The organism is Candidatus Fukatsuia endosymbiont of Tuberolachnus salignus (genome assembly GCF_964030845.1).
GTDB lineage: Bacteria > Pseudomonadota > Gammaproteobacteria > Enterobacterales > Enterobacteriaceae > Fukatsuia > Fukatsuia symbiotica.
Map to the genome: position 1 here is coordinate 1883325 of NZ_OZ034983.1, position 21371 is coordinate 1904695.

Here is a 21371-nt window from a genome sequence, read left to right on the forward strand (position 1 = left end):
TAACGCATACATTGAAGAGTAAATCTAGGGAGTGGCTCATATTTGTGTGCCAATTAAAATTAAATTGCCCAGCTATATCAGGTCATTCTTATTCCTCTTCATTGGTATGATCATGTATCATCTATTTTTATATAAAACTTTGGATGACAGAAAACGTCATCCCACATACGGTAAAATTCATCGGTGGGTATTCATCTTAATCAAGCCAGTTTTATACTGGATGCGTTTTTCATGGTGAATATGTTACCACTTGCCTTCCAGGAAAAATAGCAACTGTCCTCTACGGCCCGCAAGTTTAATCCAATTAATGCCTCCCCCTCACCTGCCGGAATGATGATATCAATATCTGCCCTGACGGGACTGGGGCCGACGTAATCTTCGACATTTCCTGTCCGCCCGAGGTATTGAAGATTAACACCATCACAGGTGATATTCACGATGACCCCCATTCTTGCCCAAGCATTGACAACGATCCCTTTTCCTTCTCTTCCTAATAGCAGTACTCTTCTCGGTGAGTGTGATTTCTTTACATAAAACAGGGGTAATATTATAGATTGGTAATCACCTAAAAGTCCCCTCCTTTCTTCTTTTAAAAAATTGGGATACATGTCCAGAATATCCCCTTCAATGTTATCCGCATACACCGTCCCTTTAAACCAGCCATGGGTGGCATAAATCGTCCCTCTGAAGGTGGCATCGTTGAACTCAGCGTGACCGGCTTTATCTATTTTCCACCCAGAACGGCCTGCCGCCCAGTTGGTCGACTGGAGAGGCCCGCCAATTTTCGCATGAGTGATGGCGGCATCTTTTATTTTAGCCGTGTCAATGGTCGCATCTTGAATAAAGCCTTCGCGTATAAAGACCTGATTATTTTTTACCGCAAAGGGCGAGAATTTTTTGCCATTTTGCCCGCTTAACAGAATAAAATTATCCGCATTAAAACCGATTTGCGATTTCACTTTGCCCCCCTGGGTTTCCACACCTACCACCATGCCGGCATCATAATACTTACCCTGGTGAGTAATCCCTGCCTTAATACTGTACAGGGCATTACCGCCTGATGAGGTAAATTGTGTTGTGGCTTTGGTTTCAATGGCCGCGTCATTGTCACGGAATCGCGCCGCAATCATGTTTTTATATTCCGCTAACGCCTGGGTCGCCAGGGTTTGAGCACGCTTAGTCTGACTTATCGCCGTTTCATTTTTGCCGAATCGGGCACTTATCCGGTTTTGATAGTCGGCCAGGGCCTGGGTCGCCGTGGCGTGCGCCGTGTGGATGTCGGTTATTAACGCGTCATTTTTATCAAAGCGGGCAGTGATATCTAGGCGGTAAAGGCTGAACGCCTGCTGAGCATCGGATTGAGCCTGTCTGAGTGCCAGCATATCCGCGTTAGCACGGTCAAATTGCGTGTCCATCTCCTCTTTGTAGGTGACAAATGCGGTATCCAGATGCGTGGCGGTCTTTTGCACGTCTTGTGTTTGTAATTGGCTGATTTTAAAGCGGGATTTAAGTCCCTGATTATACCGTTGCAATGTTTTGTCTTCTCGCTCTAGCCTCTCATTCACCTGTAGCAATGTTTCTTCTATCTTGCTTTTTACCTCATTTTCGAGGGTAATACGGGTGCGCGCCTGTTTTTGTTCATTGGCCTGGTTGGTTTTTATGAGCGTATCGAGTTGAGAAGTCAGTCTTTTACCGGCCTGCGTGGTCATGATATCATCACGGATGTGATCGAGCACAATATCCGCATCGTCACTCGATTTACCCTGCACCCACAGTGTCCAGGCGCCTTGATTGCCCAGTCGATCGACCAGACGGGCACGAAAGTAAAAGGTTCTGCCCGCAGCCAGACCCTGCATGGTGTAATGACGCTGCGGGTAGGCGATGTCGGTCAGTGGCTTCTGATTAGCATCATGGGCAGAATGGCTGCATTCCACCTCGGTTTTTAAAGTGTCTTCGGCTCCCGCAGGAAAGGCCCAGTTTAGCGTGATGCCAAACACAATCGGCGTGGTCGTCAAGCCAATTGGCTGAGGCGGCGGGGTTTCTTTCCCCTGGAGAGTCGTCTCTGGCGTCGTAACCCACAGGCTAGCGCTGCCCGTCGCGTTAATGGCTCTCACTCTGGTCTGATAGCACCCGGCATAACTGTTGGGGACCTCAAAGCCGCAAGTTAATACCCGCAACAGCGGCGTCCAATTGCCCTTATCCCGCCGCCATTGGGCGTCGTAAGCGGTCGCACCGCTGGCTGCCTGCCAATTAACCTGTAAAGTGGTGACGGCTAAACCTTGAGCAATCACCGCATGACTGGTCAGCGTGATGTGCGTCGGAGGCGCTTGAATTGTCAACGGAATAACACTGATAGGCCGCTCGTCAAGACGTGTACCGCTGTCGATACGTTCATATTTATCGGGGTCATGTTGGACAGCGTTAATACGATAAGTGTTGTCGTTATTGTCCTCGATACGCGTCAAACGGTAGTGTTGAAGAGCTAAGTCATCGGCCTCCACCGACCAAATTGCCTCCGCTTGCGGCGTTTCACTGTAAGCCACACTGACGGTGATAAGTTGACCGTTAACCGCGTGGACGGTGCGTGCTTGGGCGGTGCCACTGGGCAGATTAACCAGAAGTCGATCGCCGGGTTTGACGTCAGCGGATCGATCTAACGTGATGTCACAGTCCGCTGCTTGATTGATGCGCCCTCCTATTTTTCTGCCTGATAACATTTCATCGGCGACAGCAATAATATGCCCCGGTAACGGGATCGCCCCATCTATACCCGTGATCAATGAAGATGCTTGATTTTGAAGTCGATAAGGATCATGCTCATAGCCATGAAAATAGAGCTGACTGCTGACCAGAAAATTACCCTCGAAGCCCAACATCGTCAAAGCCATGACCGCCGTGTCTGTGACAGGATCCGGTGTGTTTTGTTGTCCGCAGACGGCTGGACTCCCCCTATGATTGCTCACTCACAGCTCATTAATGAAACCACGGTGCGGCGCCACCTTACAGACTATCATAAACTCAACAAGCTCAAGCCTGAAAATGGCGGCTCCGATGGCTATCTCAATGCGGAACAGACCACGTCGCTGGTTGAACATCTCACCCAGCCGCTCTACCACCACAATCACCAAATTGTGGCGTATATCGCTGGACGCTGGAACATCACCTTTACCGTATCAGGTCTGTATAAAGGGTTGAAGCAGCATGGCTTTAGCTATAAAAAGCCGAAAGGTGTTCCGCATAAATTTGACGTTGAGAAACAACAGCAATTTATAAAGACCTACAGCGAATTGAAAGACGCCGCGGGTAATGACCCCATACTGTTTATTGATGCCGTTCATCCGACACAAGCCACCAAAATAAGCTACGGCTGGATACGAAAAGGCCAGGATAAAACGATAGAGACCACCGGGAGCAGAACGCGGTTGAATATCATGGGAGCCTTGAACATCCAGAATGTGGCTAACCCCATAATCCGTGATGATGAGACGATGAACAGCGAAAATGTGGTTCACTTCCTGTCTGCCATTCGCGCGCATTATCCCATCATGACAACGGCACATGTGATCCTCGAGGGTGCAGGCTATCACCGTTCACAGCTTGTGCAAGACGCCGCGCTTACGTTGAATATCCAGCTTCATTACCTTCCGCCGTATAGCCCGAATCTAAACCCGATAGAGCGATTGTGGAAGGTGATGAATGAGCAAACACGAAACAATAGATATTACCCATCTAAACAGAGTCTTAAGAACGATATCTTAAACTTCTTTGAAGTGAAGCTACCACAAATGGCAAGTTCTCTGGTATCTCGCTTAAACGATAATTTCCAGGCGCTAAATCCTGCATCTTGATTTCACTTGGGTATATACTTATCACCATTCAAAACACTGGAAAAAACAAATTATTTAATAGGACACAAAATTATAATTTTTATAAAAGTAAACAATAGTCTCCAAATGCCAAAACGAATACCTTCAGATCAAGCATCAATCCCTTCCATGCTACTATCGCTTTCACTTGAGCTGCTATAGCAGGCGCCATGTAACGTGATCACTTTTGTTAATAAATATTATTTAATATCAATATGTTATTGCTAATTTTCATAATCAACTTATACGGCGCCTGCTATATTATAGGAATAACACAGAATTTCTAACACTTCCAATGATAAAGACGACATGCTTTTATTTTCGGATTGTTCTTTAAATAACTTTAATAATCACCGTCATGAAATTACATTTCCTGACGGTTAATCAAAATAATCTCATTATAATAGCATCAGGCAATTTTAATGCTTAAATTAAGCAACAGATAAAAGGATACTCTACTATGGGTGAGGTTCTTAATACATCAAATAATATTACATTTCTTTCTGTGGGGCTTCATAATGCAAAAGGGGTCATTGAACCAGATACCAAGCCGGCTGGCGGTTTGGTCCAATTGAAAAAAGAAAGCGTTAATAGCCTTACGACAGGTAATGAACGAGTAGAAGAGTTAAAAAAATTCACCAGAGAATTAAGGATTGACAACAAAAAAGTTGATGAATTAAATCAGGAAGAACATAGTTTTTTATCTTCTGTCTTTAAATTAAGAAAAGAACACAGTGAAAATAATATAGTAATACATCAGAACATTGAAAAATTAACCAGGTTAAATGAAAAAAGAGATCATTTATTACAGGGTAACAGCAGTTCAGAAAATGATATAGAAAAAAATAGCGAAGAAATAAAAGAGACCAGCAAAAAACTAGAAGATTTAACACAGAAAAAAAATCGCGAGTTACGACGTCTCGCCAGTTTAGAAGAACATTTATCCAGTAGTGATGCTAAAATAGAATTAGCCACACACTCAATGTCAAGCAGTGCAGCAGCATATCAGACTATTTTAAAACAGGTAACGCCTTGGTTATCTAAAATAGACCCAGAAAAATTAGAAGAAGAAATAAAGGGAGAGATGGCTACAGTACTGAAAGAGCTTGAAATGCAGACTGTATCCGATGCATTATCTAGTAATTATCTGTTTTCTTCTCCTATACAGCCAAAGGGAGCAACGAAAGAAAAGATGTTATCCAGTTCTGAAATTGCTAACAAACTTATTGAAGGAATCAACACTGTAAAAGAGCATTATTTAGATATTCATCAAAATGCCTCGAAAAAATATTCTGATTTTTATAAAGAATTTAGTGATATTGTTACCAAAATGGGTAAATCAAATAGCAGTAGTGGTGATAAGGTTGTTATCCAGACGGGAGAAATATACCTTGATTTAATCAAATTGAAAGATAAATATGCTGTTACGGAAAAGGCTGGACAGTTATATGTTGATGATAGTGATAAGAGAACGAAAAAGTGGGTAGAAAATCTGGGATTATCCACGGATATTGTTAAAGTTGAAGGAGTAGGACATGTTGTTGGTATTGATATACCCAAGTGAAATCAAGATGCAGGATTTAGCGCCTGGAAATTATCGTTTAAGCGAGATACCAGAGAACTTGCCATTTGTGGTAGCTTCACCTCAAAGAAGTTTAAGATATCGTTCTTAAAACTCTGTTTAGATGGGTAATATCTATTGTTTCGTGTTTGCTCATTCATCACCTTCCACAATCGCTCTATCTCGTTTTATCCTGGCCTTTTCGTATCCAGCCGTAGCTTATTTTGGTGGCTTGTGTCGGATGAACGGCATCAATAAACAGTATGGGGTCATTACCCGCGGCGTCTTTCAATTCGCTGTAGGTCTTTATAAATTGCTGCTGTTTCTCAACGGCAAATTTATGCGGAACACCTTTCGGCTTTTTATAGCTAAAGCCATGCTGCTTCAACCCTTTATACAGACCTGATACGGTAAAGGTGATGTTCCAGCGTCCAGCGATATACGCCACAATTTGGTGATTGTGGTGGTAGAGCGGCTGGGTGAGATGTTCAACCAGCGACGTGGTCTGTTCCGCATTGAGATAGCCATCGGAGCCGCCATTTTCAGGCTTGAGCTTGTTGAGTTTATGATAGTCTGTAAGGTGGCGCCGCACCGTGGTTTCATTAATGAGCTGTGAGTGAGCAATCATAGGGGAAGTCCAGCCGTCTGCGGACAACAAAACACACCGGATCCTGTCACAGACACGGCGGTCATGGCTTTGACGATGTTGGGCTTCGAGGGTAATTTTCTGGTCAGCAGTCAGCTCTATTTTCATGGCTATGAGCATGATCCTTATCGACTTCAAAATCAAGCATCTTCATTGATCACGGGTATAGTACCGTTCAACAAGCACAAGCTGATGTACTTCCCTACCTCACTCATTATTACAATCAAGTCAGGCTACATAGTGTTAATGATTACCAAACGCCAATGATGAAAGATACCAGGCGGCATAAAACACCTGAATTTGTGTCCAAAATTACTTGACCAGAACAAGAAAGCCATTTGGCAGGCACTGAAAAACCTGGGCGTCACCTATAAAAAAAACCCTGCGTCATCCCAAGGCAGACGAAGAGACACGGCGCGCCTTCCAGGACACGATAGCCTGCTATAAAAAGCAGGGAAAACCGGTCGTTTATCTGGATGAAAGCGGTTTCGCACACGATAGGCCACGAACCCACGGTTATGCTGCACGAGGTCAACGCTGTTGGGGTACCCAGGATGGGCAGCCTAAGGGCCGAACAAATGTCATTGGCGCGTTACTGGGAACCGTCCTGATGGCGGTCGGATTATTTTTTTGTTCCATTAACAGTGATGTTTTTTACGCCTGGGTTACCCAGCGCCTTTTGCCTACTCTTCCTCCTCATTGTGTCATCGTGATGGATAACGCCAGTTTCCACAAACGTCTCGACATTCAGCAGGCTATCAGTAAAGCCGGGCATTGGATTGAATATCTCACTCCCTACTCACCTGCTCTCAATCCTCACTTTTACCCACAATTTTTGTTATTAAGAATAATGAACAATCTCACATTTTCTTGCAGGATCTCATACCCTCGCCAAAGCGACATGATTCCCGGTAAACCCTCGGCACGTCGGTTAAGAAATCCTCCCAATTGACCCAGCCATGTTATTGCCTGAAGCACTGTGGGGGGATGCTCGGGAAGGCGGCTTGTTGTCTGTATTCTGCAATACAGCGTTTGCCATTCTATCTTTGACAACACATCGGTGCAGGTAGCCTCAGGACACAACGCTGCCATTTTGGTCATATACATCAGTTTGAAGGCGATAATGCTTTTGAGGGTGATCATTTTCGTTAGTTTGGTTGCCGTATTTAAACGACATTGTTCAACACAACATCCTGATTTCAGTGTTTTGAAGAACTCTTCTATCTTCCATCTCAGTCTATACCAATTCACTTTCTCTTCTGCTTCAAAGGCGTCAGTGGCCGTCAAATGGGTCAATAATACCCATTCGACAGGCGCTACTCCTTCTGGAGGAGGCTGTTCTTTAACACTGATGGCAGATACGTGAACCTTTTCATGGATATGCCGTGAAGCGTCTTTATTGGTAGGCCCATAAACTAGATTATTTCTAATGGGGAGCCAGCCTGAAATGGAGCGAATATCCACATAAGCCGTTCTTGCTACCCTTTGCTGATTTTTGGGCAGGGTGAGTGCTATGGTTTTTAAAATCGGCGTCTTTGACAAGGCGGTTTGCACCGTTGTTTTTTTCCCCTTTTCATCGATAAATTTTCTGTCTTTCCGGTTGCGGATAATAAAAAATGTTTTTAGTGAGCTTGCAACCCGAAAAAGTTCGAAAATATCCGCTTCTCTGTCTCCCAGCGTGATTAAGCAGGTATCTTTGGGTATCAGCGCCGCTGTCTCGTAGAGGGTCTCTATCCACTTAATACTTTCTTTCTCTTTCATTGTCGATTGATAAAGCCGCCGCTGTTTTTCCTGAGGGGGTTCCTCTCGGGAAACACGTGACCAGCATTTAAGCGAGGATAACCCAAGCGGCAAGCCCTCCTGAGTTACCATCAAACTTGCATGAAGCATCAACCCCATTTTATGTTTGTGATAGGCTTTAGATATACTTCCCAACCCCTCTGTCTTTTTATGTGAGTCAAAGTTCAACTCTGATGTGTCCTGAAGAGAAAAAACCAGTGAATGCCCCTCCAGACGTTTTTGTGTTTGCACACAATGTGTACGGAATAGCGCGCTCTCGCTCACTCTCTCATTGCTAAAAAATCGATAAGCTCCTTTGGCCTGTGACCAGGAGCCATGACAGCTTGGGTAAATTGAACCTGACGCTTTTGATGATAATAAGCCCGCTGTTTCAAAAAAACGCTCTTTAAGGCGTTTATCTCCGAAATCAATTTGATGAAATTCTTCACGGATCCACTCATTCCCATTACCCGTTACTGTTTTCATGTGCCTGTTTCCTGATTTAACTATTGACTCTACCAATAATCCAATTTCACCTGAATCATTTTTCATTCAACGTTGTGGGTAAAAGTGAGACCTCAATCCCATTGAACATAAATGGGCCCAGGCTAAAAGTAAAAGAAGAGACCTCAATTGCGACATCGATACCTTATTTTTAGAATATATGATGTGATTATTATTATGTTTTTCATGTATGCAGCAAGTGAGACGCCCGCGAGTACACCAATGGCGTTCCATTGTTCTGGGCTGTAGCTGTTTAGCAAACCATTCAAGATGCTACCGGCGGAAACACCATAGGCTGCACCGGTGGTCAGTTTTTCCATGGTCATTTTCGTCTCTCAGTGGGGATACCGTTTTCCACTAAGAGTCGGGGGTGGTGTTATAGAAATAGCGTCGCACCCTAAACTCTCGTGAATTAAAAGGGTTGAGCACTGATAGGTAATGGGCTAGATGCTAAAAGTAAAAAAGGCCACGTCATGCGCAGCCCTTGAAATCAAAAGCAGTCAATTAATTTAAGCGATAAACAAGTAATAAAGATTGAAAAGGAAAACAACTGGTTTTGTGACTATGCTTAATAGGAGACAGAGATCCAGTGCATATTCAAATGACGCTAATCGAAAAATAGGAAATGAGCATATGAAAAAAATAAAGATTCTATTAAAATTATTATCCATCTTATTATTGCCAACATCTATTTGGGCTTCTCATGAAAAAACAATTTCGAATGTATGCCAAGAACTTTGGAAGGTGGGTGGGATCCAGTTCTTCCCATCAAAAATATGTTCATATGAGAAACCCCCTGTTGATGCAGATAATACATTTTCTTAATCAGAATATGAAGCATATATAGCGGTACGGTGTAATTTTGATTACATACTGAATACTGTTAAGTATAAATATACGACACGACTGATCTTTATGCTGTAATTAAAATAGAATCGTTCTGCTATATACGATAAAGCTTTGTACCGTCTCTCGATTTCTTCCCAGTAGGTTGGGTAGTCTGTTTTTTCAAATTATTACGAAAATAAGGAGTATTAAATGAAAAAGATAAAGACTTTTTTAAGAATATTGGTCATTTTATTATTGCCAATGTCCACTTGGGCTTATGCTACTGATAGTCTTATTAGTTGTAAAATTCAGTAGAAGCATAAATATGTGGGGATTTCATCAGTATCAGTATGCATCGAAGAAAAAGATTCAGTGCAAGAAATAATACTCTCTAGTGGAGAACGCCAATCTTTCTCTATGCAAAAACAAGAAGATGAATTCAATGCAAAAATGTGGAGAGCCTGGTCATGGTGATAACAAAAATAGTTAATACATTAGGAATATTACTCATCTTATCATTGCCAGCATTATCAACACCTGCTTTGGGCCTCTTCCGTTGTTTGTCCCACTACCACGTGGGAGGTCACTTTTTGGGGTCTCGTAAAAGTGTGTAACAAACAAGAAATTATCCCAGAGCAAACAAAATCTTCTAGTTCCTCTGGTGAAAATAAACGTGAGAAGCCTAAATTAAGTCTTTTCCAGCTTATCTTTGCTCATTTATTATGGGGGTGAATGTGAGTAGAATAGACAGTATAGCGGTGCGGTGTAGTTTTGATTACATAATGAATACCATTCGATATGAATATATGGCACGATTCATCTTTGATGGTGTAATCAGAAGAGAGTCGTTCTGCTATAATAGAGTCACACTAAATATGACAAAATAAAAAGGCATCCGATGAAAAAAATAAAGGCTGTGTTAACAGTGTTACCGATTTTGCTATTACCTCTGTTTGTTTCGGCTTATCAAGAAAAAGCCCCGGCGGTCTTTGTCTGTAAATTTCAGCCAGGTCTTCCTTTTTTTTCATGCGTGGAACAACAAATGCTTACAGAAAAAGCAATACCTTCAGATACAGATGCTTCATCTTCTGTACGAGTAAAAGATGATCACCGTAGAAATGAATTGAATAGAAACGAATTGCGTAGATTGAGAAAATTGACTCTTTTTCTGTAGTAGATTTGTTGCCTAATAGCGGTTAGGTGTTTATTAAGTAACAATGGGCGTCTATAAAGGGCCTCTAAGTGATTTTTTCGCGCAAGGTAATGCAAAACGCACCCCTAAAAATGCCTAAAAAATATTCGGATTTTTATTAGAACCTATTCGAAATTTTTTATGCTTGCTGGTACTTCGTCAAAAACGGGCTCAAAATGCTCATTGACTCTCTGTAAACTGCGTTTCTTCGCCCGTTTTTTCCTCGTCTGAGCATAGCGAAAGGGGTTTGGAAAAGGCTCTCAGCGAGGTGTGGTTAATTGATACATCATTCTATGATGTCGCTGCCCTTCAGGGCAGCGCTTGCAACCACCGCATAGACAGCTGCGGTCATTTTGTTCGATACGTTCGATTTTTCCCATGATGCTCAATCGTTCTAACATGGCCTCTACCAGGCGTAAAGGTGTCGCCAATTGTCGGCTAAGTTGATGTGCTTCTGCAATGCCGTTGAGCGCTATTGCATCCCGCACCTGTAATAGACTCGCCATAGATTAATCTCCCAAAACAGACCTCCGACGCATTAACGACAGTTTACTTAATTATTGCAGCAACTGCTTGTTTTCCTGTTTGAATCTGGTGATGATCCTACTGCGTGAACGGCGTAAACCGAATAGAATCAGTACATTGATAACAATAACAATAGTGATAATCATAAAGCTTTGCTGTGGATGGTTACCAAAGGTTGCGGCTTGATAAAACAGGGTCGATAACGAATAAGCAAGATTTAGGCCCCACAAAATCGAAAAAATCATCCAGCCACGGCTAGTTTCTCGAGCGATGGCACCCATTACAGAAACACAGGGTACGTAGAGCAAAACAAATATCAGGTAACTGTAAGCGGAGAGACGAGAGCCAAACTTGCTACTCATGACCCCCATCGAACCGGTAGCCATTTCTCCATCACCCTTACTGGCTTCTATCGGGTTGGATAGCACATCAAAGCTGAAAGTATCTTTTAGCCCTTGCCAGGTTTCGTTTAACGCTCCACTGAGTTCCTCGAAGAGGTTAAATCCCTCTACATCAAAGGGCTCGTTGGTGATTTTTTCAGCAGTGTAAAGGGTGTTTAAAGTACCCACTACCACCTCTTTAGCAACGGCACCGGTGATCAAACCTACGGTCGCTTGCCAGTTATCAGGATGAACCCCCATAGGTGTTAATAACGGGGTCAGAACCTTACTGACGGATGCGAGTGCAGAGTCATTAATACTGTCTACCGCTTGACCTTTGAAAGAGAAACTATTGAGTCCACCAATAAAGATACAGGCAAGAATGATCACTTTACCTGCTCTCAGCACAAAACCTTTCAGCCGTTGCCAGGTTTGTAATAACAAACTTTTTAAATGTGGAACATGGTAGACGGGCAGTTCCATCACAAAGGGAGAGGCTTCCCCGCGCATAACCGTGTATTTCAATACCAAACCGGTAAAGATTGCGACTACAATACCTAACAAGTAGAGGGAAAAAACAACGCTGGCTCCCCCTTTACCGAAAAATGCGGCAGTGAAAACGGCAAAAATAGCTAAGCGTGCGCCGCATGACATAAATGGAGCCATCATAATAGTAATTAAACGTTCGCGCTGCGCGTCCAGGGTGCGTGCCCCCATAATGGATGGCACATTGCAGCCAAAACCAACAATCAACGGCACAAAAGATTTGCCAGGTAGTCCGAGTGCTTGCATCAGCCGATCCATGACAAATGCAGCTCGAGCCATGTAACCTGAGTCCTCAAGGAAAGAAAGGAAAAGGTACATCATGCCAATCTGTGGTACCAACGGTAGCATGGTATTGATACCGCCACCTACGCCTTGAGCCAGAAAAACAGTTAACCATTGTGGGAAATGTAGGGTATAACCTAGCCATTGTAATCCCTGAATAAAAATTGCCGAGGAACCGATATCAAATATTGGCTGTAACGCACCACCGATATTAATAGCTAGAACAAACATCAGATACATAACAAACAAGAAGATAGGCACGCCCAACCAGCGGTTAAGGATGATGTTATCGAGCCGTTGTGTCAAAAGATTGGGTTCTGCCTGTTGTGGATTGCTGACCGCTTCACAGATCTTGGCGATACTTTGATAGCGAGCATCGGCAATCAATAGCTCTGGATCTTCATTTTGCTGCTGTAGCCGTTGGTGTGCATCGGTTAATAAATCTGCGGGGATACCTGAATGTGCTAGCGCATAGATATCGCCTTCCAATATTTGTAAAGCTAGCCAGTCACGCTGCTGCAAAGAGAGCGATTCTGGCATAGCTTGTGCCAATTTATTCACTTCTTTTAGTAGGACTGGTGAATAGTTAACCAGAGAGTTACCCTGTATTTTTACAGCGCTGAGGGGATAGTGATCAATGCTATTTTTTAATTCGTTAATGCCTGCTGCACGAGTAGAAACCAATGGAATGACGGGGCAGCTTAACTGTTGAGTCAACACATTGATATCAATCTTGATTTTTTGATTCTCAGCGATATCTAGCATATTGAGAGCGACAATACAAGGGATACCAAATTCGACTAATTGCAGGGTCAGGTAGAGATTGCGCTCCAGGTTAGAAGCATCGATGACATTGATCAGCAGATCAGCTTGACCATTCAGTATGTAATCGCAGGCGATCTGTTCATCAAGTGAAGTGTGTTCTGATATGGTGGTAAGAGAATAGGTTCCGGGCAAATCCACTAAAGTCACTTGACGCTTGGCGGTGGAAAAATGACCTTCTTTCTTCTCCACCGTTACTCCAGCCCAGTTACCTACTCGTTGCCGCGCCCCCGTTAGCTGGTTAAACAGCGTAGTTTTACCCGCATTGGGATTTCCAATTAAACCGATTGTTATCATTGTTTTTTATTCTTTAAAATTCAATAAATTAAAATTTACAGGTCAGTACAATTGACGTGGGGTTATCATCATACTGTGACTTCTATCCACTCGCTAGCCCTTAGAACCTGTTCGAAATCTCTTGTACTCGCCGTGTTTTGGTCAAGTAATTCGTCAAAAACGCGCTTAACATGCACATTTACTCCCTTTTGTCGTACACAAAGAGTAAACTGCGGCTCTTTCGCCCGTTTTTGCCTCGTCTAAGTACAGCGAAAAAGATTTCGAACAGGTCTTTAAATTCTGATACTGTTTGTCCTGACTGCTTAAAATCTTTCATCAGACATCTTGCTAGTTGATGCCATTCTAGGTCATGGGGTTCTAAACTCAAGAGATACAAATCTTTTTGTCTTAATAGTAAGCTGACTCCCCTGACTTCAATTTGTAGAGGATCACCAAAGGGAGCCGAGCGAATGACCTTAAATGACGAACCTGGTAGCATTCCCAAGGAGAGTAATTTTTGCCGGTAGGTGGGGCTAATCTCAGGAAAGAATTTGATGATTTTGTAACATTTTTTAGGAATAAGCTGCATATGATCTCTCATGTTAACCTCTGGATAGTTGCTGATGGAATACATTAGACTTTTTGCATAACCTACTCAATAAAAATCCTAATGAGAATCCTTATTATTCTAGTCTATATCAAGAAGCGGTTGCGCCGCAACCATACTTTAATCACAAAGATCATTTTGCTGAGAAAAACGGATAATAAGTGATGAAAAATCATCAGGATGGGAGATAAATGGAGCATGAGCTGCTTTATCTATAATCGCTGATTGGGTTGTTGGCCACACGCCATCCAGCAATGTGGCTATCTTAGAGGGGACTAGTCCATCCAAATTACCGTAAATACGTAGGAAAGGCCGTGAAAAATTGGTCAATGCGGTTCGCAGATCAGTAGTGTGTAGAATTTTTAGTCCGGCAGTCAGTACCTCTGGACGCTGGTGATGAAGCACCAATGATTGTAGTAACTGCCTATCTTGCTGTGCACTTGCAGTACCTAAGACTTGCAGTGATAGAAAACGTTTAATGGTGCGTTGGAGATTATTGTTCAATTGCTGCTGAAATTCATTCAGTACTTCTAGTTTGATCCCCGGCCATTGATCCTGTGCGCTAAAACAAGGTGAAGAGGCAACGGTAATTAACCCTTGCACCCGTTCTGGCTGGCTCAATGCAATCTGACTAGCAACCAGTCCTCCCATCGACCAACCTAGCCATAACGCTTTGGTCGGAGCTTGAGTTAATACTCGTGCTGACATCTCAGCAAGGGACATTGCGCCGTATCCGTTGCTCCGGCCGTAACCGGGAAGATCCACCAGATGTAAGCGGAAATGCGGTACAAATCTATCAATTATGCAACGCCATACTTCAGCATTCAGCCCCCATCCGTGTAACAACACAAAATCGTGATGACCTTTACCACAGGTATGCCAATAAAGTTGTGTCATGGGTTATTATCCTGTTGTGTCACTATCAAATGGTTACTGTTCAAGGAGGAGCTATGTTAACAATCGCGAGTCACTGTTGGTTATGCATGCAGCCATTGTATTTGTCCCATCATGGAATTTGTTGTTTTTGTCTCCGTAACTTGGCTAATACGCCTTCGTGCTGTGCGTGTTGTGGTTTGCCTTCAGAGACGCCGAGCTTGCCTTGTGGTCGTTGTTTGCTCAATCCGCCCTGCTGGACGAACATCACCTTTGTCAGCAACTATCAACCACCGCTGAGTACGTTGATAAAAAGAATGAAATTTGATGGTATGACACAATTGGCCCCGCTGTTGGCTCGCTTGTTACTGTTACGTTGGCTAAATGCCAAGCGTCATGGTGAGAGAATAAAACCGCAACGGATCATCAGTGTTCCTTTACACAAGTACCGTTGTTGGCAACGGGGGTTTAATCAAAGCGATCTGCTAGCACGTCCATTGGCACGCTGGCTCAATTGTGATTATCACCCCCGCAGTTTAATACGTTTACATTCGACACCGCCGCAACAGCAGTTGAATGCAGCCACGCGCCGAAAAAATTTACGCGGTGTATTTCACTGTGTTGACCCTATCCGTGGGCAACATCTTGCCTTGCTAGACGATGTTGTGACTACTGGCAGTACTGTGACCGAAATTGCCAATCTGCTCCTGGCCCAAGGAGCTGCATCGTTACAAATATGGTGTATCTGCCGTACCTTGTCGTCACGCCATTAATGGGCGTATTATAGCTGACAGAAAAAAATTAATTGTTGAGTTAAATGCCATGATAAAAATAACAGACAACGCCCAAAATCATTTTGCCAAATTGTTAGCAAATCAAAAAGAAGGGACGCAAATTCGTGTATTTGTTATCAACCCTGGTACCCCTACGGCTGAATGTGGTGTGTCCTATTGCCCTCAAGACGCGATTGAAGTAACAGATACTGAGCTGAAGTTCGAACAGATGTCCGCCTTCGTTGATGAACTGAGTGCACCTTATCTGGTAGATGCTGAAATTGATTTTGTTACCGATCAGCTTGGTTCCCAGCTTACCCTAAAAGCCCCTAATGCGAAAATGCGTCAAGTCGCCGACGATGCGCCGTTAATGGAAAGGGTAGAGTACGTATTACAATCACAGATTAATCCACAGTTGGCAAGCCACGGTGGGAGGATAACCTTGATTGAGATTACTGATGATGCGTTCGCTGTTTTACAATTCGGTGGCGGCTGTAACGGCTGTTCTATGGTTGATGTCACCTTGAAAGAGGGTATTGAGAAAGAGTTATTGCAAACATTCTCTGAACTGAAAGGAGTGAGAGATATCACTGAACATCAGCGTGGTGAACATTCTTACTATTGATTTAGTGATCAGTAACGGCCAGTTAAGGCCGTTACTGATTAGCAAGGAACCGAAGCCAAGCCTCCAATGCCTAAAACAAGTAACTCATTGACTTAAAAATATTTCAATTTCAGTGAGAGAATTATCTTTCCATATCAAAAAATGGCTTCAGTACTGGCTCCACCGAAATGACTGATTAGCATGGCTTAGCTTTCTTGCTAATCAGGAGGCCGTTTGAACGTATGATTATTGCCAAATAATATCACGTGGAATAGTAGGGTCTGTGGCGGACCGTCCCGGATTTTCGATGAAGCCGTTGTAGAATGCCATTGTAGTATCACGGGTATTGTTATGCAGAGTTTTTAACTGGCTGTCAAATTCTTTTATATTTGCCGGATACAGCCTTGAACTTGTCCCTTTTATGCTGTCAGTGAGGGCTTGTGATGATATAACTTCACGTTTTAACTTAGATAAAAATATTTTTTTATCATCAACAGATAAAGAACGGTGATGCGAATCCAGTTGAAAAATTTTTTCTATTATCATTGAATAATACGGGATGGGTTCTGCTATTTTCGTCAAAATTTTCATTACACTCTCTGATATCGTTATCTGTATGTAACTGCCTACACCATTATCAGAAGTATTGTGAAACTCATCCCTATACTGTCTAACAATTTTCACCATTTCTTCAACATTAGCCAATAATTTGTGTAAAACCTTATTGAGAGCAATGAAGTAGGTACCATGAAATGCTTCTTCTATTATAAAATTACCCTCCGTAATGGATGTTTTAAAGTCATTTTTAGTTTCTATTTCAATATTATCTGCATTCAGTGAAATTTCTTGCAATAGATGATTATCATAGGTAAATCTAACACTATAAACATAGTCTTCACCATAAATGATGGTGGTCTTATAATTATCTTGCAGTTCTTTTTTAGTATTATTTTTTAATTCAATTAATGCGTTTAATTGATTCTCTCGACAATTTGAATGTATACGATGGTATAACTCGGTTAGCGCTTTTTCCTTGCGTGTGGATGAAAATATGCGTTTAAAAAAATTAACGAATTTATCGCACTGAGTTAAATCGGGTTTAAAATTTACCTTATAATTATCAGTACATAATGAACGGATATTGTAGTGACTAAAATTAAATGAACCATGCAAAGAACTAATAGACGTCGTCATATGCATCTCCTCGTTGTATAAACAACTGTAGCCGCGATGAACAATACGAATTATTAAGCTTCTTTAAAACTTAGTTAAAAAATTTTTATTCTGCTGTTGAAAAAGAGCACTTTCTATTATAAAAAAATATTGCGCTTATACCTTGTGACCATGACATTATTATAAATAGTCAGTAATGATATTAGACCTCTTTCCAAACCTGCTGTGTGACTCGAATCCTGCGTTGCCCGGTGCGCACAATCCTCATGTACTGTGTGTTAACGACGGTTGCTGTGCGCTGTGCGCCTTGACTTCACATCACTCGCTAGGGTTTGGAAAGAGGTCTATTGGATCGTTGTTAAAGGAAGGTCAAACAGGGAGGAACCTCCCTGTTTGGTGTCGATTACTCCGTAGGTAGTGCTCCCTGATCATCGTCTTCACTATCAAAGGTTTCGTCGTCCTGTTCTGCTACGCGTTGCAGGCCAACCACATGCTCATTTTCTTTCGTGCGGATCAGGGTCACTCCTTGAGCTTGACGACCCACAGTGGCTATCTCGGCTACTCTGATACGTACCAATGTGCCTGCATCAGTAATGATCATGACTTGATCGCTGGCCACAACCTGAATAGCACCGACGAGCTTGCCATTACGCTCGCTGACTTTGATCGAGCGTACTCCCCCGTTACCACGACCGGACTTCGTTAGATACTTGTCGGACGGGGTACACTTACCAAAGCCATTTTCAGTGATTGTCAGGATCTCACCTTCACCACGTGGGATGATGAGTGATACCAGACGATCATCACGTTCGAGTTTCATCCCTCGTACACCTGTCGCACCACGCCCCATAGAGCGCACGCGTTCTTCTGGAAAACGCACCATTTTACCGGAGGTAGCAAATAACATTACTTCGTCGTTGCCATCTGTTAGCGCAACGGCTATCAATTCATCATCCTCTTTCAGATTAATGACATTGATACCATCCTTGCGCGGATTGCGAAAATCAGTCAGGGCGCTTTTTTTCACAGTACCACAGGCTGTGGCCATAAAAACGTGGCGCTCCGCTTCATATGCCTGTACCGGAAGAATAGCGGTAATACGTTCATTTTCTTTCAATCGCAATAAATTGACAATCGGGCGACCACGTGCGTTACGACTGGTCTCTGGCAGCTGATAAACTTTTATCCAGTGGAGGCGACCTCGGCTGGAGAAGCATAGGATGGTATCGTGGGTATTTGCGATCAGCAGTTGATCAATAAAATCTTCTTCCTTGATCCGTGCTGCTGATTTACCTTTACCACCGCGGCGTTGCGCTTGATAATCGGTCAGCGGCTGATACTTGACGTAACCTTGATGTGATAAAGTCACGACTACATCTTCCTGATCAATCAAATCTTCCATATTAATATCTGTAGCATTATCGGTGATCTCGGTACGACGCTCATCCTTATATTGGTCTTTAATCTTCGTTAATTCTTCACGGATAACTTTTAAAAGTTCTTCCGGATCAGCCAGAATAAAAATCAGCTCGCCAATTTTTTTCAGCAGATCCTCATATTCATTGATCAGCTTTCCATGCTCAATACCAGTTAACTTCTGTAAGCGTAGATCCAAAATAGCCTGTGCTTGTTGTTCGCTAAAATGATATCGTCCTTCGTGAATACCGTAGTTATTTTCCAGTGTTTCAGGACGTGTGGCACCACCATCGGTTTGTTCCAACATCTTGGCAATATCGCCCAGCTGCCATGGCTGTTTCATCAGGTTATCTTTTGCTTCAGCACTGTCTTTTGCTGTGCGGATAAGTTCGATAATGGCATCAATACTCACCAAAGCAATCGCTAAAGCCTCGAGAATATGGGCGCGATCACGTGCCTTACGCAATTCAAAGAGAGTACGACGGGTGACAACTTCACGGCGGTGACGGATAAATGCCCGCAAAATATCTTTCAGATTCAGTAACCGGGGTTGATTTTTGTACAAAGCCACCATATTGATGCCGAAAGTTACTTGCAATTGCGTGAGTGAGTAGAGATTATTCAGCACCACTTCTCCAGTGGCATCACGTTTTACTTCAATGACGATACGCACCCCGTCTTTATCAGACTCATCCCGCAGTGCGCTAATGCCTTCCATGCGCTTATCTTTCACTAACTCAGCAATTTTCTCGATTAGTCGTGCTTTATTCACCTGGTAGGGGATTTCCCTCACGATAATGGTTTCACGCTTGGTTTTGGCATCGGTTTCCACCTCGGCCCGCGCCCGAAGATAAATTCTGCCACGTCCAGTACGATAGGCTTCTGCAATTCCTCGTCGACCATTAATAATCGCTGCTGTAGGGAAATCCGGGCCCTTAATATGTTTCATTAAACCTTCAATGCTAATATTTTCATCTTCAATATAAGCAAGGCAGCCATCAATGACTTCGCAAAGATTATGTGGCGGGATATTGGTTGCCATCCCCACAGCAATACCCGCTGAACCGTTAACCAGAAGATTGGGGATCCGGGTTGGCATGACTTCTGGAATTTGCTCCGTACCGTCATAGTTGGGCACGAAATTGACAGTTTCTTTTTCTAAATCTGCCAGCAGTTCGTGAGCAATTTTTGACATACGAATTTCGGTATAACGCATTGCGGCAGGAGAATCGCCATCAACTGAACCAAAATTACCCTGTCCATCTACTAACATATAGCGTAGTGAGAACGGTTGAGCCATACGCACAATGGTGTCGTAGACTGCGCTGTCACCGTGGGGATGATACTTACCGATAACGTCGCCGACTACGCGGGCAGATTTTTTGTATGCTTTATTCCAATCATTACCCAATACACTCATTGCAAACAGTGCACGACGGTGTACGGGCTTTAGTCCATCACGAACATCAGGTAACGCGCGTCCCACAATCACGGACATCGCATAATCCAAATAGGAGCATTGCAGCTCTTCTTCGATGTTGACCGGGGTGATCTCTCTGGCAAGGTCGTTCATTAAGCCGCTATCCCTCTACACAATTACCGGGTTCAAAGGTAACAAACTATACCACAAAGCGTCATTTTTGGGGAAATTCAAAGGTTATTGATTGGTTGCGGTCCACTAACAGTTTTACAAGAAGTCTAGTTAAAGAACAAGTATAATCTTGGCATAACGAACAAACTAGTGTGATATTTATTTATGCAGACAAAATATACAGATAATCCAGTAAACGTTGATCAACAGGAAATCGCTAAATTTGCGGCAGTCGCCTCGCGTTGGTGGGACTTAAACGGTGAGCTTAAATCGTTACACCGCATCAATCCCTTGCGTCTTGATTATATTTTGCAACGTGCTGGGGGGATTTTTGCGAAAAAAGTGCTGGATGTTGGCTGTGGTGGCGGTATTTTAGCCGAAAGTATGGCGCGTGAAGGAGCGTTGGTGACTGGGTTAGATATGGGTAGTGAGCCATTGAAAGTGGCACGGTTACATGCATTGGAAAGCGGTGTAAAGGTGGATTATATTCAGCAACCTATTGAAGAGCATGCAAAAAATCATACACAGCAATATGATGTCGTCACCTGTATGGAGATGCTTGAGCATGTTCCTGATGCTGAGTCGGTTGTCCGTGCTTGCGCCGATCTGGTTAAACCAGGTGGTCATGTTTTTTTTTCCACTATCAACCGTAATATAAAATCCTGGTTAATGGCGGTGGTGGCTGCGGAATATATTTTACGTTTGGTTCCGAAGGGTACGCATGACGCGAAAAAATTTATCCGTCCTGCAGAATTGATAAGATGGGCCGATCAGGCATCACTAAATGAACGCCATATTATCGGACTGCATTACAACCCGTTGAGTGACCGTTTTAAACTAGGACAAAATGTGGACGTTAATTATATGTTGCATACTCAACGAGATACTCAGGACTAACCTGTGTCATCATGAGCCGTTGATGCAAAAAAAAACCTTCTGCAAGTGTAACTTGGAGAAGGGTTGCCAATTGGCTAACACCAGGGAAGAGGACAATATACACCTTTTAAAGGTAAAATCTACTTTTTTATTTGTTTTTTCGCGCTATCAGGCAAACTAGTTCACATCACATAGCAGGTTATGCAAGAGGTCTATTATGTGAAAGCAAGCGACTGTTCCTGATCTAACTT

Annotated in this window: 13 protein-coding genes and 5 pseudogenes; 8 read left to right on the forward strand and 10 right to left on the reverse strand. The window is 43.1% G+C overall.

What is annotated here, in order from left to right:
- Window positions 1–200 precede the first annotated feature (200 nt).
- Complete coding sequence (locus AAHH42_RS09065) at window positions 201–2876, reverse strand: phage tail tip fiber protein (RefSeq protein ID WP_342220962.1); 2676 nt, start codon at window positions 2874–2876, stop codon at window positions 201–203.
- Here AAHH42_RS09065 and AAHH42_RS09070 point away from each other — a divergent pair.
- Both AAHH42_RS09070 and AAHH42_RS09075 read left to right on the forward strand, forming a co-directional pair.
- The gene (locus AAHH42_RS09070; RefSeq protein ID WP_342222051.1) at window positions 2826–3848 is read left to right on the forward strand and encodes an IS630 family transposase; all 1023 of its coding nucleotides are present in this window, start codon (window positions 2826–2828) and stop codon (window positions 3846–3848) included. The two genes, AAHH42_RS09065 and AAHH42_RS09070, sit on opposite strands and share 51 nt — an antisense overlap.
- Window positions 3849–4326: 478 nt before the next feature.
- The gene (locus AAHH42_RS09075; protein ID WP_342220963.1) at window positions 4327–5430 is read left to right on the forward strand and encodes an IpaD/SipD/SspD family type III secretion system needle tip protein; all 1104 of its coding nucleotides are present in this window, start codon (window positions 4327–4329) and stop codon (window positions 5428–5430) included.
- 2 nt (window positions 5431–5432) lie between these two features.
- Here the strand turns inward: AAHH42_RS09075 and AAHH42_RS09080 are convergent.
- A pseudogene (locus AAHH42_RS09080) lies at window positions 5433–6181 on the reverse strand (winged helix-turn-helix domain-containing protein).
- A gap of 192 nt (window positions 6182–6373) precedes the next feature.
- On the opposite strand from AAHH42_RS09080, the gene AAHH42_RS09085 reads away from it, so the two are divergent.
- Window positions 6374–6520: a hypothetical protein gene (locus AAHH42_RS09085; protein WP_205411491.1), complete on the forward strand. Its 147-nt coding sequence runs from the start codon at window positions 6374–6376 to the stop codon at window positions 6518–6520.
- Window positions 6521–6545: 25 nt separating this feature from the next.
- Window positions 6546–6830 (forward strand): annotated as a pseudogene (locus AAHH42_RS14815) (transposase); the annotation flags it as partial.
- Window positions 6831–6895: 65 nt separating this feature from the next.
- Here AAHH42_RS14815 and AAHH42_RS09090 read toward each other — a convergent pair.
- Together AAHH42_RS09090 and AAHH42_RS09095 are read right to left on the reverse strand one after the other, a co-directional pair.
- On the reverse strand, window positions 6896–8404 hold the full coding sequence (locus AAHH42_RS09090; protein ID WP_342220964.1) for an IS4 family transposase: 1509 nt from the start codon (window positions 8402–8404) through the stop codon (window positions 6896–6898).
- A 77-nt stretch (window positions 8405–8481) separates the two neighbouring features.
- The gene (locus tag AAHH42_RS09095) at window positions 8482–8676 is read right to left on the reverse strand and encodes a phage holin (protein WP_083429600.1); all 195 of its coding nucleotides are present in this window, start codon (window positions 8674–8676) and stop codon (window positions 8482–8484) included.
- A gap of 1406 nt (window positions 8677–10082) precedes the next feature.
- Between AAHH42_RS09095 and AAHH42_RS09100 the strand changes: the two genes are divergently transcribed.
- Window positions 10083–10358 carry a hypothetical protein gene (locus AAHH42_RS09100; protein ID WP_072550193.1) on the forward strand — a complete coding sequence of 92 codons (276 nt, stop codon included), beginning with the start codon at window positions 10083–10085 and terminating at the stop codon, window positions 10356–10358.
- A 278-nt stretch (window positions 10359–10636) separates the two neighbouring features.
- Here the strand turns inward: AAHH42_RS09100 and AAHH42_RS09105 are convergent, their stop codons facing one another.
- The 4 genes and pseudogenes from AAHH42_RS09105 to bioH all read right to left on the reverse strand — a co-directional run bounded on the left by AAHH42_RS09105 (window position 10637) and on the right by bioH (window position 14711).
- Window positions 10637–10882 carry a FeoC-like transcriptional regulator gene (locus tag AAHH42_RS09105; RefSeq protein WP_072550194.1) on the reverse strand — a complete coding sequence of 82 codons (246 nt, stop codon included), beginning with the start codon at window positions 10880–10882 and terminating at the stop codon, window positions 10637–10639.
- 47 nt (window positions 10883–10929) lie between these two features.
- Window positions 10930–13228 (reverse strand): annotated as a pseudogene (gene feoB / locus AAHH42_RS09110) (Fe(2+) transporter permease subunit FeoB).
- Window positions 13229–13583: 355 nt separating this feature from the next.
- Window positions 13584–13796 (reverse strand): annotated as a pseudogene (gene feoA, locus AAHH42_RS09115) (ferrous iron transporter A); the annotation flags it as partial.
- Window positions 13797–13934: 138 nt separating this feature from the next.
- Complete coding sequence (gene bioH / locus AAHH42_RS09120) at window positions 13935–14711, reverse strand: pimeloyl-ACP methyl ester esterase BioH (RefSeq protein WP_342220965.1); 777 nt, start codon at window positions 14709–14711, stop codon at window positions 13935–13937.
- Window positions 14712–14764: 53 nt separating this feature from the next.
- Here bioH and gntX point away from each other — a divergent pair, with 53 nt between their 5' ends.
- Window positions 14765–15460: a DNA utilization protein GntX gene (gene gntX / locus AAHH42_RS09125; protein ID WP_072550196.1), complete on the forward strand. Its 696-nt coding sequence runs from the start codon at window positions 14765–14767 to the stop codon at window positions 15458–15460.
- A gap of 49 nt (window positions 15461–15509) precedes the next feature.
- Window positions 15510–16085: a Fe-S biogenesis protein NfuA gene (gene nfuA, locus AAHH42_RS09130; protein ID WP_072550197.1), complete on the forward strand. Its 576-nt coding sequence runs from the start codon at window positions 15510–15512 to the stop codon at window positions 16083–16085.
- Window positions 16086–16310: 225 nt separating this feature from the next.
- Here the strand turns inward: nfuA and AAHH42_RS09135 are convergent, their stop codons facing one another.
- Window positions 16311–17258 (reverse strand): hypothetical protein, encoded by a 948-nt coding sequence (locus AAHH42_RS09135; protein WP_342220966.1) that lies wholly within the window; start codon window positions 17256–17258, stop codon window positions 16311–16313.
- 406 nt (window positions 17259–17664) lie between these two features.
- Window positions 17665–20226 (reverse strand): annotated as a pseudogene (gene gyrA / locus AAHH42_RS09140) (DNA topoisomerase (ATP-hydrolyzing) subunit A); the annotation flags it as partial.
- A gap of 183 nt (window positions 20227–20409) precedes the next feature.
- Between gyrA and ubiG the strand changes: the two are divergent.
- A complete protein-coding gene (gene ubiG, locus AAHH42_RS09145) occupies window positions 20410–21141 on the forward strand; it encodes a bifunctional 2-polyprenyl-6-hydroxyphenol methylase/3-demethylubiquinol 3-O-methyltransferase UbiG (protein ID WP_072550199.1) in 732 nt (243 codons plus the stop codon).
- The last annotated feature ends 230 nt before the right edge of the window (window positions 21142–21371 follow it).